Origin of the sequence: Paracoccus lutimaris (assembly GCF_003337565.1) — a bacterium.
Lineage (GTDB): Bacteria > Pseudomonadota > Alphaproteobacteria > Rhodobacterales > Rhodobacteraceae > Paracoccus > Paracoccus lutimaris.
On the sequence record NZ_QPJL01000003.1, the window covers coordinates 1 to 15,738 of the forward strand.

13 protein-coding genes are annotated in these 15,738 nt (G+C 66.0%); 8 read left to right on the forward strand and 5 right to left on the reverse strand.

Annotated features, from left to right (window positions below; genetic code table 11):
* From DFP89_RS20490 to DFP89_RS03930, 6 genes are all read left to right on the forward strand, one after another.
* Positions 1–533: hypothetical protein (locus tag DFP89_RS20490; protein WP_220269805.1), on the forward strand; the 533-nt coding region annotated here is incomplete at its 5' end.
* Positions 534–940: 407 nt separating this feature from the next.
* Complete coding sequence (locus DFP89_RS03910) at positions 941–1,960, forward strand: galactitol-1-phosphate 5-dehydrogenase (protein WP_114348093.1); 1,020 nt, start codon at positions 941–943, stop codon at positions 1,958–1,960.
* 27 nt (positions 1,961–1,987) lie between these two features.
* Positions 1,988–3,508: an FGGY-family carbohydrate kinase gene (locus DFP89_RS03915; RefSeq protein WP_114348301.1), complete on the forward strand. Its 1,521-nt coding sequence runs from the start codon at positions 1,988–1,990 to the stop codon at positions 3,506–3,508.
* Entirely contained in the window at positions 3,505–4,488 is a 984-nt protein-coding gene (locus DFP89_RS03920; protein WP_114348094.1) for a sugar-binding transcriptional regulator, read from the forward strand. The genes DFP89_RS03915 and DFP89_RS03920 overlap by 4 nt, the downstream gene beginning before the upstream one ends.
* Complete coding sequence (gene deoC, locus DFP89_RS03925; RefSeq protein WP_425452629.1) at positions 4,478–5,467, forward strand: deoxyribose-phosphate aldolase; 990 nt, start codon at positions 4,478–4,480, stop codon at positions 5,465–5,467. Before DFP89_RS03920 ends, deoC begins: the two co-directional genes overlap by 11 nt.
* An 11-nt stretch (positions 5,468–5,478) precedes the next feature.
* Positions 5,479–7,839, forward strand: a complete 2,361-nt coding sequence (locus DFP89_RS03930; RefSeq protein ID WP_114348095.1) for an aldehyde dehydrogenase family protein — start codon at positions 5,479–5,481, stop codon at positions 7,837–7,839.
* A 43-nt stretch (positions 7,840–7,882) separates the two neighbouring features.
* Here DFP89_RS03930 and DFP89_RS03935 read toward each other — a convergent pair whose 3' ends face one another.
* From DFP89_RS03935 to DFP89_RS03950, 4 genes are all read right to left on the reverse strand, one after another.
* A complete protein-coding gene (locus tag DFP89_RS03935) occupies positions 7,883–8,644 on the reverse strand; it encodes an HpcH/HpaI aldolase family protein (RefSeq protein WP_114348096.1) in 762 nt (253 codons plus the stop codon).
* On the reverse strand, positions 8,641–10,068 hold the full coding sequence (locus DFP89_RS03940) for an FAD-binding oxidoreductase (RefSeq protein ID WP_114348097.1): 1,428 nt from the start codon (positions 10,066–10,068) through the stop codon (positions 8,641–8,643). Before DFP89_RS03940 ends, DFP89_RS03935 begins: the two co-directional genes overlap by 4 nt.
* Before the next feature lie 55 nt (positions 10,069–10,123).
* Positions 10,124–10,822, reverse strand: coding sequence for a GntR family transcriptional regulator (locus DFP89_RS03945; protein ID WP_114348098.1), 699 nt, complete (start codon positions 10,820–10,822; stop codon positions 10,124–10,126).
* 114 nt (positions 10,823–10,936) lie between these two features.
* Complete coding sequence (locus tag DFP89_RS03950; RefSeq protein ID WP_114348303.1) at positions 10,937–12,385, reverse strand: NCS1 family nucleobase:cation symporter-1; 1,449 nt, start codon at positions 12,383–12,385, stop codon at positions 10,937–10,939.
* Positions 12,386–12,579: 194 nt separating this feature from the next.
* Here DFP89_RS03950 and DFP89_RS03955 point away from each other — a divergent pair, with 194 nt between their 5' ends.
* Complete coding sequence (locus DFP89_RS03955) at positions 12,580–13,230, forward strand: GntR family transcriptional regulator (RefSeq protein ID WP_245948587.1); 651 nt, start codon at positions 12,580–12,582, stop codon at positions 13,228–13,230.
* 151 nt (positions 13,231–13,381) lie between these two features.
* Positions 13,382–14,644, forward strand: a complete 1,263-nt coding sequence (locus DFP89_RS03960) for an imelysin family protein (protein WP_114348099.1) — start codon at positions 13,382–13,384, stop codon at positions 14,642–14,644.
* Positions 14,645–14,675: 31 nt separating this feature from the next.
* On the opposite strand, the gene DFP89_RS03965 is transcribed toward DFP89_RS03960, so the two are convergent.
* Entirely contained in the window at positions 14,676–15,737 is a 1,062-nt protein-coding gene (locus DFP89_RS03965) for a DUF1513 domain-containing protein (protein ID WP_114348100.1), read from the reverse strand.
* Between the last annotated feature and the right edge of the window lies 1 nt (position 15,738).

The window sequence follows — 15,738 nt, forward strand, 5'->3', positions numbered from 1 at the left end:
CCCCAGCTGGTTCAAGCCGGGGCAAGGTTGCACATGGGTCAATTCTCAATGACAATTTCCGCTGTTGCCGGGTCAAATCTCAGTGGCAATCAACAGGCAGGACCGCCAGGCGCTTCCACCCCAAATGTCAGCCAAAGCCGACTCACTTGGCTGGATTCCAGGCGCCTTCTATGCGGGACGAAGCGGATGCCCGTTTGGCGAAGGACTCAGCTGTTGGTGTAGACAAGTCGGAGCATGTGCTCCCCGACAGCTTCATACTTTACGCGCGCCCAAAGACCGATGAGCATCTCCTCATCCGACAGTTCTCGGTCAAATATGTACGACTTTCGAATTTTTCTGTCCGGCAGAACCTCATCGAGTTCGTGAATGCGCGGCGTCAGATCCGAGAAAGACAGATACATATAGGCGAAAACGATCAATTGCCTCTTCCCAAGACGCGCAAGGTGAGCTTCGATTTCCGCACATACTTCGAGCACGCCGTCAAAGCTTGCCGTCCCTTTGACGCGCTCAAGCTGTACGAAGAGAGAAAATAGCTCAACATCAGTCAACGTTATTCGACCGTCCGCACTGCGGTTGACACCGTGCGCGATAAGCCTGGTTCTCGTTGTTTTATAAATCATCGTTCATTTGGGGAAGCTAGCACAGGATTGCGCGTACTTTCGACCATCCGCAAAGGGCTCTTCGCGTCGATGATCTGATACCCGCTGCATTGCGGTCTGGGTCAGATATCTGACGGAAAGCCAGATATCTCTGACAGACGATAATAATGACAGGGCAGGGGGCGGTCCGGCGGCGGTCCGCGCCGTTTTCATATCCGGTCCGCAGCGGGTCGCTGGCACGTATGTGTCCGTATGTCACGAGTGTGAAAATCCCTTGCCCGAATCGCGGCGGCGGAATACCACATTCGTGATATCGTGCCACATGTGTAACGGAGGAACCCTTGCGCGCCATCGTCCTGCACGCCCCCAAAGACATCCGGCTTGAAGAGCGGCCCGTCCCCGAGGCCGGTCCCGGCGAAGTCGTCGTTCGCGTGGCCTCGGTCGGGGTCTGCGGCTCGGACCTGCCGCGCATGCTGGTCAAGGGCGCCTGGAAGATGCCGCTGATCACCGGGCACGAATTTTCCGGCCATATCACCGCGATCGGCGCCGGCGTCGAAGGCTGGGCGATGGGCGAGCTGGTCGCCGTCGCGCCTCTGATCCCTTGCAATGACTGCGACCAGTGCCGGACCGGCAATTATTCGCGCTGCCGGGATTACGACTATTTCGGCAGCCGCCGGGACGGGGCCTATGCGGAATATGTGGCCATCCCGGTGGGCAATCTGCTGAAGGCGCCGCAGCATGTCGATCCGCGCGCCATCGCCATGACCGACCCGGCCTCGATCGCGCTGCATGCGATCTGGAAGGCGGGCGGCATCCGCATCGGGCAGACCGGCGGGGTCATGGGCTGCGGCCCGATCGGGCTGTTCGCGATTCAATGGCTGCGGCTGATGGGCGCATCAGAGGTGATCGCGGTCGACATCTCCGAGGAAAAGCTGGCTCTGGCGCGCGAGGCGGGGGCCACCGTCACCGTGCTCTCGGGCGATCTGGCACAGAACGAGACCCGCGCCGATCTGGTGATCGAGGCCGTGGGCATCGACGCCACCATCAATGCTGCGGTGATGCTGGCCGGTCCGGGCGGGCATGTCGCCTTCATCGGGATTCCGGTCCCGGATGTGCGGCTTGCCAATGCGAGCTTCCAGTATTTCCTGCGTCAGGAGATCTCGCTTCACGGATCCTGGAACAGCTTTGGCCCGCCATTCCCCGGCCCGCAATGGACCACCACGCTGGAGAAATTCGGCACCGGCGAGCTGAAATGGGAATTCATGATCTCGCATGATCTGGATCTGGCCGAGCTGCCGGGCATCTTTCAGCGCTTCGACAACAAGGATCTGCACTTTTCGAAAGTCCTGTTCCGACCGTAAGAAGATGCTGGGATGGGAGGCGCGCGCATGACGACGGTTCTGACGCTGGATCTGGGCACCAACGGCGCGCGCGCCGGGATCTATGACATCGAGGCCCGCCGCCTGATCGCCCGGGCCGAAGCCCGCTACCCGACCCGGCACCTGCCGCCCAACCGCGCCGAACAGGACCCCGGCGACTGGTGGCGCGCGCTGGGGGATTGCGTGCGCGGTGCCATGGCCGAGGCGGGTCAGCCCGCCATCGCGGCGATCGCGGTGGCGGCGTTTTCCTCGACCGTGGTGGTCGCGGACCGGACCGGGCAGCCGCTGGCGCCGGCAATCCTGTGGATGGATGCGCGCGCGGCCTCGGAATCGCTGGCCTCGGCGGCGGTCGATCACCCGGTGATGGACTATTGCGGCGGCGCGAATGCGGTCGAGTGGCTGGTGCCCAAGGCCATGTGGCTCAAGCGTCACCAGCCGGACCTGTGGTCGCGCGTCGAGGTGATCTGCGAGGCGCTGGACTGGGTCAATTTCCGCCTGACCGGGGAATGGGCCGGTTCGCTGATGAACGCCACCTGCAAATGGAACTATGACAGCCGCGCCCGCGCCTTCGTCCCCGAGCTATATGCGCGCTTCGGCTTGCCCGATCTGGCCGCACGCCTGCCCCAGCGCATCGTCGATATCGGCGCGATCATCGGCCCGCTGCTGCCCGAAGTGGCGCGCGACTGGGGAATTTCGGGCAGTCCTGTGGTCGTGCAGGGCGGGATCGACGCGCATATGGGCACGTTCGGCGCCGATTGCGTGGCGCCGGGCGCGATGCTGCTGATCGGCGGCACCTCGAATGTGCATCTGACGCAGGTGCCCGACGATGGCGCGCGGATCACCGGGGTCTGGGGTCCCTATCCGCATGCGCTGACGCCGGGATTGCGGATGATCGAGGGCGGGCAGGTCTCGGCCGGGTCGATCCTGAAATGGCTCTCGCAAGAGATCTTCGGCATCACCAATGCCGATATGGCGCCGCTTCTGGCCGCGGCCGAGGCCATCGAGCCGGCCGAAACCCGGCTGCTGGCGCTGGATTTCTGGATGGGCAACCGCACGCCCTACCGTGATGCCCGCCTGCGCGGGGCGTTTCTGGGGCTGTCGCTGTCCCATGACCGCGCGGCGATCTATCGCGCGGCGGTGACGGCGGTGGCGCTTGGCGCGGCGAATGTGGTGTTCGATCTGGAGCGGCAGGGCGTCGGCATCGACCGCATCGTGATGGCGGGCGGCATCATGCACAATCCGGTCTGGCTGCAGGCGACCGTCGATGCCATCGGCAAGCCGGTCGGGCTGGCGCCGGACGACAATCTGACGCTTTACGGCAATGCCGTGGCGGCGGCGGTGGGACTGGGTCTGTGGCCGGATCTGACCGCGGCGGCGCGCGCGCTGGCGCCGCAGGTCTCGGTTCTGCAGCCCGATCCTGCGCGGCATGCGCAATACCGCCGCCTGCTGGCGCAATACCGGCAGGCGGTGGACCTGCTGGCGCCGATCCTTCATGCTTTGGCCGATGGCACGACCGGGGATGACGCATGAACGATGACCCTTCCCGCGCTTCGGCGCGCCTGCCGGTCGACGAGAGCCGCGAGCATCTGATGGTCGGGATCGCGCGGATGACCTATCAGCAGGACAAGACCTTGACCGAGATCGCGGCCGAGACCGGCCTGAACCGCTGGCAGGTCAGCCGGCTTTTGCAGGAGGCCCGCGATCTGGGCATCGTCCGCATCGAGATCGTGCCGCGCACCCTGCGCCATCCCGGTCTCGAGACGCGGCTGACGCGCACCTTCGGCCTGCGCGACGCGGTGGTCGTGCCCGGCCCGGTCGAACAGGGCGTCGAAAGCGTGGCGCAGGCGGCCGGGCAATATCTGGCGGCGATGAAGCCCAAGCCGCGCGTGATCGGCGTGTCCTGGGGCCGGACCATGGCGGCGGTCGCGCATTGGCTGCCGCCGGACTGGGCCGACGGGGTCACGGTCGTGCAGATCAACGGCACCGTCGCGCCGGTCCCCGGCATCGCCTATCACAATGATGTCGCCGAGATCTTTGCCCGCAAGGGCCGGGGCCACATGATCCCGCTGCCGGTTCCCGCCATTGTCGGCGAAAGGCTGACGCGCGAGGTGCTGGAAAAGGACCGCATCGTCTCGGATGTCCTGGCCCGCGCTAGGGCGGCGCAGGTGCTGGCCTTCTCGCTGGGGGTGGCGGGCGACGATTCGGTGCTGATGCGGTCGGGAAACGTGATGAAATCGGAAATGGCGGCGCTGGTGCAGGCCGGCGCCGTGGGCGACGTCCTGGGCCATTTCATCGACCGCAGGGGCCGCATCGTCGATCCCGATCTGGACGCCCGCACCATCGGCCTGACCCTGCCCGACCTGACCGCGCGTGAGCGGGTGATCGGCATTGCCGCCGGCCCCAGAAAGCGCGAGGTGACGCTGGGGGCGCTGAAGGCCGGGCTGGTGAATATCCTCGTCACCGACGAGGCGACTGCAACTTTCGCATTGGAGCATGCACATGACCGTTGAAACCGCCGTGCCCGCACCGGCCGCGGCCAATGACCTGCGCAATCCCGGAATGGCGCTGGATCTGGCCATGTTCGAGGGCCATGCCGTCAATCGCAGCGCGGCCGAGCGTCGCGCCGCCTCGCTGACCACGCGGCGCAGCGTCAAGAAGGACTGGCAGGCGGCATGGCTGATCAATGCCGTGCGCTGCATCGACCTGACCACGCTGGCCGGTGACGACACCGCCGAGCGTGTCCGCCGCCTTTGCGCCAAGGCCCGCCAGCCGCTGGCCCCGCATATCACCGAGGGGCTTGGCATTGCCGGGATGCGCCTGACCACCGGCGCGGTCTGCGTCTATCCGACCATGGTGACCCATGCCGTCCGTGCGCTTGAGGGCAGCGGCATCCCGGTCGCCTCGGTCGCCACCGGCTTTCCCGCCGGGCTGATGCCCCTGCATCTGCGGCTTGAGGAAATCCGCTATGCCGTGGCCGAGGGCGCCGAGGAAATCGACATCGTCATCACCCGCGAACACGTCCTGAGCGGCAACTGGCCCGCGCTTTACGATGAGGTCGCGGCGATGCGCGACGCCTGCGGGCCCGCGCATCTGAAGGCGATCCTGGCCACGGGCGATCTGCAAACGCTGCGGAATGTCTATGCCGCATCCATGGTGGCGATGCAGGCGGGCGCCGATTTCATCAAGACCTCGACCGGGAAAGAGGGGGTGAATGCCACCCTGCCGGTCAGTCTGGTGATGGTGCGGGCGCTGCGCGACTACCTGGACGCAACCGGCCACCGCATCGGCTTCAAGCCGGCGGGCGGCATGAAATCGGCCAAGGACGCGCTGAACTGGCAGTTCCTGATGCGCGAGGAAATGGGCCGCGACTGGCTGGACCCGCATCTGTTCCGGCTGGGGGCCTCGTCCATGCTGGGCGATATCGAGCGGCAATTGGAACATCATGTCACCGGACGCTATTCGTCCGCATCGCGCCTGGCGCTGGCATAAGGGGAATGGGCATGAACAAGATCATGGAAGTGCTGGACAACATGGAATACGGCCCCGCCCCCGAGGACAGCGCGATCGTCCGCGACTGGCTGGCGTGCCACGAGGCGGGCTTTGGCCATTTCATCGACGGCGGCTTCACCAAGCCTTCGGACCCGTTCGAGGTGACGAACCCCGCGACCGGCAAGGTCATCGCCCGCGTCTCGCAGGGTGCGGCGACCGATGTGGATGCGGCAGTCAAAGCCGCCCGCGCCGCGCAACCGAAATGGGCGGCGCTTTCTGGTCATGACCGGGCGCGGCATCTCTATGCACTTGCCCGTCACATCCAGCAGCATGCCCGCTTTCTGGCGGTGCTGGAAACCATCGACAACGGCAAGCCGATCCGCGAAAGCCGCGACATCGATATCCCGCTGGTCATCCGCCATTTCTATCACCATGCCGGCTGGGCCGAGATCATGGCGGATGAATTCCCCGGCGCCACTCCGCATGGCGTCTGCGGACAGGTGATCCCGTGGAATTTCCCGCTGCTGATGCTGGCATGGAAGGTCGCGCCGGCCCTCGCCGCCGGCAATAGCGTGGTGCTGAAACCCGCCGAATACACGCCTCTGACCGCGCTGGCGCTGGCCGAAATCGCGCGCGAGGCCGGGCTACCCAAGGGCGTTCTGAACATCGTCACCGGCGACGGCGAAACCGGCGCCCTGATCACCGGCCATGACGGCATCGACAAGGTGGCCTTTACCGGCTCGACCGAGGTCGGGCGCCTGATCCGCCGCCAGATCGCCGGCTCGGGCAAGGCGCTGACACTGGAACTGGGCGGCAAGTCGCCCTTTATCGTCTTCGCCGATGCCGATCTGGATGCGGCGGTCGAGGGGGTCGTCGACTCGATCTGGTTCAATCAGGGGCAGGTCTGCTGCGCCGGTTCGCGCATTCTGGTCGCGGAATCGGTGGCGGCGCGCTTTACCGAATTGCTGTCGCGGCGCATGGAAACGCTGATCACCGGCGACCCGCTGGAGAAATCCACCGATATCGGCGCCATCGTCCATCCCGTGCAACTGGCGCGCATCCGCAGCCTTGTCGAACGGGGCCGGGCCGAGGGCGCGCAGATCCATCAGGGCAGCGCACCTTCGGGCTGCTTCTATCCCCCGACCTTCGTGACCGAGGTCGAGCCTGCCTCGACCCTTGCGACCGAGGAAGTCTTTGGCCCGGTGGTCACGCTGACCCCGTTCCGCACCCCCGAGGACGCCGTGGCGCTGGCCAACAACACCCGCTACGGGCTGGCCGGCTCGGTCTGGTCGGAAAACATCAATCTGGCCATCGATATCGCGGCAAAGATCAAGGCCGGGGTCATCTGGATCAACTCGGCCAACCTCTTTGACGCCGGTGCCGGGTTCGGCGGCTATCGCGAAAGCGGCTTTGGCCGCGAGGGCGGGCGCGAGGGCATGAGCGCCTATCTACGCCACCCCGCGCCGCGTGCGAAGAAGCCGGAAACCGCGCCGCCCGCGCCCGTCGCCACCCCGGTCGAGGGCATGGCCGCCAGCGCCATCGACCGCACCGCGAAACTGTATATCGGCGGCAAACAGGCGCGGCCCGACAGCGGCTATTCCTATGCCGTCGCGGGCGCCAAGGGGCCGGTCGGGCTGGCCGGTCTGGGCAACCGCAAGGATATCCGCAACGCCGTCGAGGCCGCGCATAAGGCGACGGGATGGGGGGTGCAGACCGGGCATAACCGCGCGCAGGTGCTGTATTATCTGGCCGAGAACCTCTCTGCCCGCGCCGAGGAATTCACCGGGCGGCTGAAATCATTCGGTCACAGCGGTTCTGCCGCGAAAACCGAGGTCGAGATCTCGATCCGTCGCATCTTCTGGTATGCGGCGCAGGCCGACAAGTTCGACGGCGCCGTGCATCAGACCAAGTCCGCGCATGTGACACTGGCGATGAACGAGCCGCTTGGCGTCATGGGCATCGCCTGCCCGAATGCCTATCCGCTTTTGGGTTTCGTGTCGCTGGTCTTGCCGGCGATCGCGATGGGCAACCGCGTCGTGGCGCTGCCCTCGCAGACGCATCCCTTGGCGGCGACCGATCTTTATCAGGTCATCGACACCTCGGACGTGCCGGGCGGCGTGGTCAATATCGTCACCGGCGAGCGCGATCCGCTGGCGAAAACGCTGGCCGAACATGATGATGTCGATGCGCTTTGGTACTTCGGCACCGCAGCCGGCGCGGCGATGGCCGAGGCGGCCTCCGCCGGGAACCTGAAACAGACCTGGTGCGAGGATGGCGCGGCCCGCGACTGGACAACGGCGCAAGGGCAGGGCCGGCAGTTCCTGACCCGCGCCACGCAGGTCAAGAACATCTGGGTTCCCCACGGCGAATGATCCCTGTCCGCTGCGGGCCGAGACCCGGCCCGCAGCGAAATGATCAGCCCTTGCTCGCCTCGGCTGCGGCAGCGCGGGCGCCCGCGATCAGGAACGAGACATCATTCGGGCCGACAACCAGCCCGTAACCCTTTGCGGTCAGGTCCGCCCAGCTGCGGCCCGGCCCGGTGATCGTGCCCAGCCATTTGCCCGCCGCCCGTGTCGCCGCCTCGACCTGCGCGAAAGCCGCGTGCAGGGCGGGGGCCTCAAGCTGTTCCAGCAATCCCATCGATCCGGCAAGGTCATTGGGCCCGATAAAGACCATGTCGACGCCATCCGTCCCGGCCAGCGCCGCGATATCGGCGACGGCATCCGCATGTTCGCATTGCACGATCAGCAGCAGATCTTCGGCGGCCGCGCCGGTCCCATAGCCGGGCACGGTGCCGAAACCCGACCCCCGCACCACCGGCGCCGCATAGCCGCGCCGGCCCAAAGGCGGATAGCGGCATGCGCCCGCGATGGAGGCCGCGTCCCGCGCCGAATTCACCATCGGCACGATGATCGAGCGAAACCCCCGGTCCAGCACCCGTTTGAGCAGCGCGTCCGAGCCTTCGGGCACGCGCAGCACCACCTCGCCCCCCGCTGCCTCGATGGCGCGGGCAACAGTGACCCAGTCCTCAAGCCCGCCGACGCCGTGTTCACCGTCGATGACGATGACCTCCCAGCCATGGCGGACCATGATTTCGGCGGCATCGGGGCTGGCAAGCTCGGCCCAGGCCGCCTTGACGGTTTCACCGGCGGCCAGCCGGGCTTTCAGCCTGTTCATGGGGCCTCCTCCAGATCGATGACCTTGCCGGGGTTCAGCAGCCCCTGCGGGTCCAGCGCGCGTTTCAGCCGCCGCATCAAGGCCAGTTCGCCCTTGGACCGGCTGAGGGCCAGATAGGGTTTCTTGACCAACCCGATGCCATGCTCGGCCGAGATGGTGCCGCCATGCGCCTTGACCGTGCGATAGACAATTTCGGAAATGGCCTTGCCGGGCTGCTCTGCGGCGCCCGGCATCAGCGCCACGATATGCATGTTGCCGTCGCCGATATGGCCGTAATAGACCGAAAGGCAGCCCGGCAGCGCCTTCGAGAGCGCCGCCCGGCATTCTTGCGCGAACTGGTCCATCACCCCCACCGGCAGGCCGATATCGAATGAGGAATGCCGCCCCAGAAAGGTGACGAATTCCCCCGCCGCATCGCGGGTGCGCCAGAAGGCCGCGACATCCGCCATGCTTTGCGCAATCGCCGCATCCTCGATCAGCCCGGCCTCGAACTGCGTCTCAAGCCAGGCTTCAAAGCGCGGCGCGTCCAGTTCGGCCTCCATCCCCTGCATCTCGACCAGCACGTAAAAGGCGTGATCGCCGGTGATCGGGCGGCGGACATTCGGCACGGTGACAGTGGCCTCGTGCCAGTAATCCGCCCACATCACCTCGAATGCAGACAACATCGGCCCCAGCCCGCGCCGTGCCGCGCCCAGCAGGGCCAGCACATCGTCATAGCGGGCAAGGCCGCAGATCGCGGCGCAGGTGCAGCCGGGCTTGGGATAAAGCCGCAGGACGGCGCGGGTGATCATGCCCAAGGTGCCCTCGGAGCCCATGAACAGCTGTTTCAGGTCATAGCCCGCGTTGTTCTTGATCATCTTGTTCAGTCCGGTGACCAGCGTGCCGTCGGGCAGGACATATTCCAGCCCCAGCACCATCTCGCGCGCCATGCCGTAACGGATGACGCGGTTGCCGCCGGCATTGGTGCCCAGATTGCCGCCGATCAGGCAAGAGCCGCGCGCGCCCAGATCCAGCGGGATGAAGAACCCCGCCTCATCGGCGGCGCGCTGGACCACCTCAAGGGGGGTGCCCGCGCGCACGGTCATTGTGGCCGAGGCCGGGTCGATTTCCTCGATCCCCGAAAAGCGCTCGAACGAGATGGCGACCGCGCCGGCGATGGGCTGCGCGCCGCCGGCAAGTCCGGTCAGCCCGGCCTGCGGCACCACCGGGACGCCGTGGCTGGCGCAGATCGCCATGGCATCGGCAAAGCCCTGCGGGTCGTTCGGGCGCACCACGCCAAGGGGCGGGGTGGGGGGCAGATAGCCTGCGTCATGAAGGTTGCGCGCGGGAATATCCGCCCCCTCCAGCCAGGCGGCCTTGTCGAACCGCCGGGCCAGCGCGGCCTTGCATGCGTGTCTGTCGGAGATTCCTTGCGATCCGCCCATCTGCGTCCTTTCTGTCAGCAAAACCCCGCCGCATCCCTGACGGCGGGCATGTCCATTATCGCGCGGCAGCCGCGTCGGCCTTGGTCTTGAACCTCTGCAGTTCCCGGGTGGCGATGCGGCGGGTGCGGTTGATATGTTCCGACAGCGTGGCCCGGAACCCGTCCAGATCGCCGCGGCCCAGCTGTTCGGCCATCGCCAGATGTTCGCGGAAACTGTCGGCGCGGTGGCGGTCCGAGGGCGCGGTCAGCGCCGTGCGCAGCGTGGCGATGCGGGCATCGGCCAGCGCATAGGCATCGCAGACCAGAGGGTTGCCGCAGAACTCGAAGAACGCCGCATGATAGGCGGTGTCGGCATGGGCGTAATCGGCGTGATCGCTGTCTTCCTCGGCCCGGGCCATGCGCGCGCAGATCGCCTTGAGGCGCGCAACCAGCAGATCGGGCGCGGCGGCCATCGCGAGCGTCGCCGCCTCGCGCTCCATCATCAGGCGGAAGGCGCAAAGGTCTGCGACCTCGGCATCGCCGGGCAGAAAGACGAAACTGCCGCGCTTGGGCACGATCTCGACCAGTCCGGCGAATTTCAGCGCGTTCAGGGCATCGCGGATCGGCGAGCGGCTGACCCCGAACAGCGCCGTCAGCCGCTCTTCCGAGATGTTTTCGCCCATGGCGAACTGCCCGTCGATGATCGCGGCGCGCAGCCCGTCGCGGACCTGATCGGCCACGCTTTTGATCGGCGGAATGGGCAGGATTCGTCGCATGTCGCCTCCATTACGCCAAGTCTTACATGTTACATGTTAGATTGATCAAGACAGATGTTGCCCGGATATGAAAACGGCCCCGCCAGGGCGGGGCCGCTGCAAAATCTCTGGCGTTCAGGCGGTGCGGGTCTGACCGGCCGCGCCGCGCATCAGCATGACGTGGAAGCCCCCGCCCAGTACCGCGCCGATGACCCAGCCAAAGCCCGAGAGGCTGGCCAAGGCCGGCACCCAGACCGTCGCGACCGAAAAGACGGCGGCGCAGGCAAAGGCCATGATCGCCTTTTTGTTCCAGCCGCCCTCATAGTAATAGGGCCCCTTGGGATCGGCGCTGAAGAGCGCGTTCAGGTCGATCTTCTGGCGGCGGACCAGATAGTAATCGGCGACCAGAATCCCGTAAAGCGGCGCCAGAACCGCGCCCAGCGTGTCAACAAAGGCCGCGATCCCGACATTCGAGATGAACGAGACCCAGAGCGCGCCGATAAAGAAGGCGATGCCGGCGGTGATCAGCCCGCCCGTCCTGGCCGAGATGCGGTCGGGGGCAAGGTTCGCGATGTCATAGGCCGGCGGGATGAAATTCGCGACCAGATTGATGCCGACCGTCGCGGCAAAGAAGGTCACCGCCGCAATCAGCGTCAGCGCGGTATTGTCCACCCGCGCCACGATATCAGCCGGGTTCACCAGCTTTTCGCCAAACAGCACCACCGTCCCCGCCGTCACGAACAGCGCGATGAACGAGAACAGCGCGATCGAGACCGGCAGCCCCCAGAAATTGCCCTTTCGCATCGCGGTCTCGTCCTTCACGAAGCGCGAGAAGTCACCGAAATTGATCACCACGGCGGCGAAATAGGCGATCATCGTGCCCATGACGGTGACGAATGCCACGACCGGCCCGCGCGGATCGGTCGCATCCGAGCCCTCGAAGATCGATCCCAGCGCGGCAAAGATGCCGTTACCGGCCTGCCACCAGATCATCAGCATCAGCGCGATCATCACCGCATAGACGAAAGGCCCGGCCCAGTTCAGGAAGCGCCCGACCCATTCGATGCCCATCATGAACAGCCCGACCTGAAAGACGCAGACGATGACATAGGACAGCCAGTCGATGCCGGTCATGCCCAGAAATGTCGCCCCGCCCTCGATGCCCAGAAGCGTGTTCAGCAAAAGCGCCACCGCGGTCGAGGCGAAATAGGTCTGCACCCCATACCAGAAGATGGCGACGAAGCCGCGCACCAGCGCCGGGAACTTGGCGCCGTAAACCCCCATCGAGGCCCGCGCCATCACCGGATAGGGCACCCCGTAACGGACCGAGGGCCGCCCGGTCAGGTTCACCAGAACCATGACAAAGAACCCGGCCAGCACGATGGCCGCAAAGACCGCCCAGCCGTTCAGCCCATAGGTGATGAACAGCGACGCCGCCAGCGAATAGCCGAACAGGCTTTGAATATCATTGTTCCAGACGTTGAAGATCTCGAAGGCGCCCCATTGCCGCTTCTCGGCGGGAATGGGGGCCAGATCCTCGTTATAAAGCGCGCCGTCCTGCGCCCCTTGCGGCGGATGTGCCATCGCAAACCTCATTCTGTTGGGTTGGTGCCGATCCGCCATCATCTTGACCGCGCCGGCCTTCTGGTCTTTCATCTGAAATGTTAGTCAGAATGTTGCTTAATCGCATACTCGTCATTTCAGAAAACACCTTATCCGATTTCTTGAAAATGCGAAGGCCGGCAATGGTATCTGATGGGGGCGAGGAAAGGATTGCCATGTCCGAAGACAAGATGCTGAATACCCGGGCACAGCTGTCGTTGACCGAGGCATTGCGGCGCGGGGACCTGCGCGCCGGTCAGTTCCTGTCCATGCCGCAGATGGTCGGGATCCTTGGCTATCCGCTGGCCGCCGTGCGCGAGGCGGTGCGCCATGCCGGGGCCTCGGGCTGGCTGGACATCATCCCCAAGCGCGGCGTGCAGGTGCTTGAGGCGCGCCCCGACACCATCCGCGACACGCTGGATGCGCGCATGGTGCTGGATCAGGAAGGCGCGCGGCGGCGCATTGCGGCCGGTGTGCTGGACGGGCTGTCGGATCTGCGCGCCAGCCATCAGGCGCTGCTGGCCGAGACGATGGGGCAGGGCGAGCCAGAACTGTCCTCCCGCGCCATCGGCATCGACCTGTCGCTGCATGACTATCTGGCCGACGGTCTGGGCAACCCGCTTCTGCGCGCCGCCTATGAGGCGAACCGCGTCCGCATGGCGATCTTCCAGCGCGTGCGGCCATTCGTGCAGGAGCGGATCAAATCCGCCATGCAGGAACATCTGGCCATCATCTCGGCCCTGGAGCGCCGCGATGGGGGTGCCGCCGTCGCCGCCATCGCCCATCACTGCGAGCGCACCCGGCACTGGTGGGGCGTGCCGGCATAAGCCCGCCGCAGACGGGCCGCGGCACAGGAAGTCGTTGACAAATCTTATTTCCGATAAGAAAACTCGGACATCTTCCTGCGGGCGGATCGCCGCTGCGTGGCGCGGGCCGCAGCGGTCTTTTCCCGCTGTCCCTGACCCAAGAGGCCCTGCCATGAAACCGACCCTGACCGCCCTTTTGCTGACCGGCACCCTGCTGGCAAGCCCCGCGCTGGCCGTGGAAAAGGCCGATGTCGTCAAGACCTATGCCGATATCGCCGCCGCCGGCTATGCCGACAGCCTGACCAGCGCGCAGGCGCTGCAAACCGCTGTGGACGCGCTGATCGCCGCGCCCTCGGACGAGACGCTGAAAGCCGCGCGCACGGCCTGGCTCGCGTCGCGTGTGCCCTATCAACAGACCGAGGTCTTTCGTTTCGGTAACCCCATCGTCGATGACTGGGAGGGCAAGGTGAACGCCTGGCCGCTGGACGAAGGGCTGATCGATTACGTCGACAACAACGCCTATGGCGGCCCGTCCGAGGAAAACCCGCTCTCGACCCTGAACGTGGTCGCGACCCCGGCCTTCAAGATCGGCGCGACCGAGGTGGACGCCGCCACCATCAGCGCCGACACCATCCGCAGCCTGCACGAGGCCGACGGGATCGAGGCAAACGTCGCCTCAGGCTATCACGCCGTGGAGTTCCTGCTTTGGGGGCAGGATCTGAACGGCACCGAACCCGGCGCCGGGGCGCGGCCCCATACCGACTATATTCAGGGCGAGGGCTGCACCGGTGGCAATTGCGACCGCCGCGCCGCCTATCTCAAGGCCGCGACCGATCTGCTGGTCGCCGATCTGCAGGAAATGTCCGCGAACTGGGCCGAAGGCGGCGCCGCCCGCGCCGCCGTGACCGAGGACCCGGCCAAGGGCGTGCAGGCCATGCTGACCGGCATGGGCAGCCTGTCTTACGGCGAGCAGGCGGGTGAGCGGATGAAGCTGGGCCTGATGCTGAACGACCCCGAGGAAGAGCATGACTGCTTCTCGGACAACACCCAGAACAGCCATTATTATGACGGTCTGGGTATCCGGAACGTCTATCTGGGCAGCTATACCCGGCCCGACGGCTCGGTCGTCTCCGGCCCGTCGCTGTCGGAACTGGTCGCCTCGGGCGATGCGGCGGTGGACACGCAGCTGAAAGCCGAGCTGGACGATTCCGTGGCCAAGCTCGCGGCGCTGAAAGCGGCGGCCGATGGCGGTTTCGCCTATGACCAGATGCTGGCACCGGGCAACAAAGAGGGCGAAAAGCTGATCATGGACGCGGTCAATGCGCTGGTCACGCAGACTGCCTCGATCCAGCGCGCGGTCGCGGTGGTCGGTGGCGACAAGATCGAATTCGAGGGCTCGGATTCGCTGGATAATCCGGACGCGGTCTTCCAGTAAGTCCCTACGGGGGCGGGCGACCGCCCCCTTTTCACCCCAGCGCCACCAGATGGTTGTCCCAGGCCAGATCGTGGCGTTGCAGCGGCACCAGCCCATCCGGGCCAAGGCGGCTGATCGCACCGGTCCCGTCCGTGACCATCAGCCCATCCGCCAGGGGCGCGACGCCCGAGGCATCCGTGCGCCGGATGGTTTCGATGAAATTCCCTGCCGTATCAAAGACCTGCACCACGCCACCGGGGGGTGAGGTCAGGGCGATCCGATCCCCGCCAAGCGCGATCGAGCCGGCATAGCCCTTCATCGCCCATGCCTCGTTTTCGGGGGTCGGGCACATGACGACCGGGTGGTCGCGCCGGTGCAGCGCCAGCAGCGGCACGGCCTCGGCGGGGTCCCCTTCCCATTGCAGGGCGCAGGCGACCGTGCCATCGGCGCCAAGCGCCAGATGCCGGATCGAGGCCTGATGCAGGTCGGGATGCAGCGTCACCTGATCCAGCAGCGCGCCCTCGGGCGAAAGATAGGTCAGGTTCGGGCGCATCGTGTCAAGGTTCAGCTTGCGCCGGTCGGCCGGGTCGGTCTGGATGCCGCCATTGGCCACGACCAGCGTGCCGTCGCCCATGCGGCGCAGCTCATGCGGGCCGATGCCGTGGCTGGGCCATTCGTCGATGCGGGCATAGCCCCGCGCGGCGTCCCAGACCCCGATGCGGCCCTCGCTGGTTTCGGCCACCACCTCGGAGTTGTAAAGCAGCAGGCCATCTGCCGAGAATGCGCCATGGCCGTTGAACTGGCGGCCTTCGGGCGGGGTCAGGCGGTGGGCAATCTCGCCCCGCGCGCAGTCGATGACCAGCGCAAAGGTGCCGGGGCGGCGGGCAAAACCCACGGCCTCGGGGCGGATCGGATGTGCGGCGGCGGCATGGCCGCGCGCGGGCAGGGGGATGCGAAAGACGATTTGTCCGTCCGGGGCAAGACCGCACAGGATAAAGCCGTCGCCCTGTTTCGCCGCCGCCAGAAAGCCCGGATTGCCGGCATCGGCCCAGCTGAGCCGGGGCACTGTCAGCGCCGCCGCGAATGAGGCCAGAAAACCGCGCCGTGTCGCCATC

What these genes read in the sequence shown, in the direction of transcription:
- DFP89_RS03915 (WP_114348301.1), top strand. Translation starts at nt 1,988, where the DNA reads ATGACGACGGTTCTGACGCTGGATCTGGGCACCAACGGCGCGCGCGCC.
- DFP89_RS03920 (WP_114348094.1), top strand. Translation starts at nt 3,505, where the DNA reads ATGAACGATGACCCTTCCCGCGCTTCGGCGCGCCTGCCGGTCGACGAG.
- deoC (WP_425452629.1), top strand. Translation starts at nt 4,478, where the DNA reads ATGACCGTTGAAACCGCCGTGCCCGCACCGGCCGCGGCCAATGACCTG.
- DFP89_RS03930 (WP_114348095.1), top strand. Translation starts at nt 5,479, where the DNA reads ATGAACAAGATCATGGAAGTGCTGGACAACATGGAATACGGCCCCGCC.
- DFP89_RS03935 (WP_114348096.1), bottom strand. Translation starts at nt 8,644, where the DNA reads ATGAACAGGCTGAAAGCCCGGCTGGCCGCCGGTGAAACCGTCAAGGCG.
- DFP89_RS03940 (WP_114348097.1), bottom strand. Translation starts at nt 10,068, where the DNA reads ATGGGCGGATCGCAAGGAATCTCCGACAGACACGCATGCAAGGCCGCG.
- DFP89_RS03945 (WP_114348098.1), bottom strand. Translation starts at nt 10,822, where the DNA reads ATGCGACGAATCCTGCCCATTCCGCCGATCAAAAGCGTGGCCGATCAG.
- DFP89_RS03950 (WP_114348303.1), bottom strand. Translation starts at nt 12,385, where the DNA reads ATGGCACATCCGCCGCAAGGGGCGCAGGACGGCGCGCTTTATAACGAG.
- DFP89_RS03955 (WP_245948587.1), top strand. Translation starts at nt 12,580, where the DNA reads ATGTCCGAAGACAAGATGCTGAATACCCGGGCACAGCTGTCGTTGACC.
- DFP89_RS03960 (WP_114348099.1), top strand. Translation starts at nt 13,382, where the DNA reads ATGAAACCGACCCTGACCGCCCTTTTGCTGACCGGCACCCTGCTGGCA.
- DFP89_RS03965 (WP_114348100.1), bottom strand. Translation starts at nt 15,737, where the DNA reads ATGGCGACACGGCGCGGTTTTCTGGCCTCATTCGCGGCGGCGCTGACA.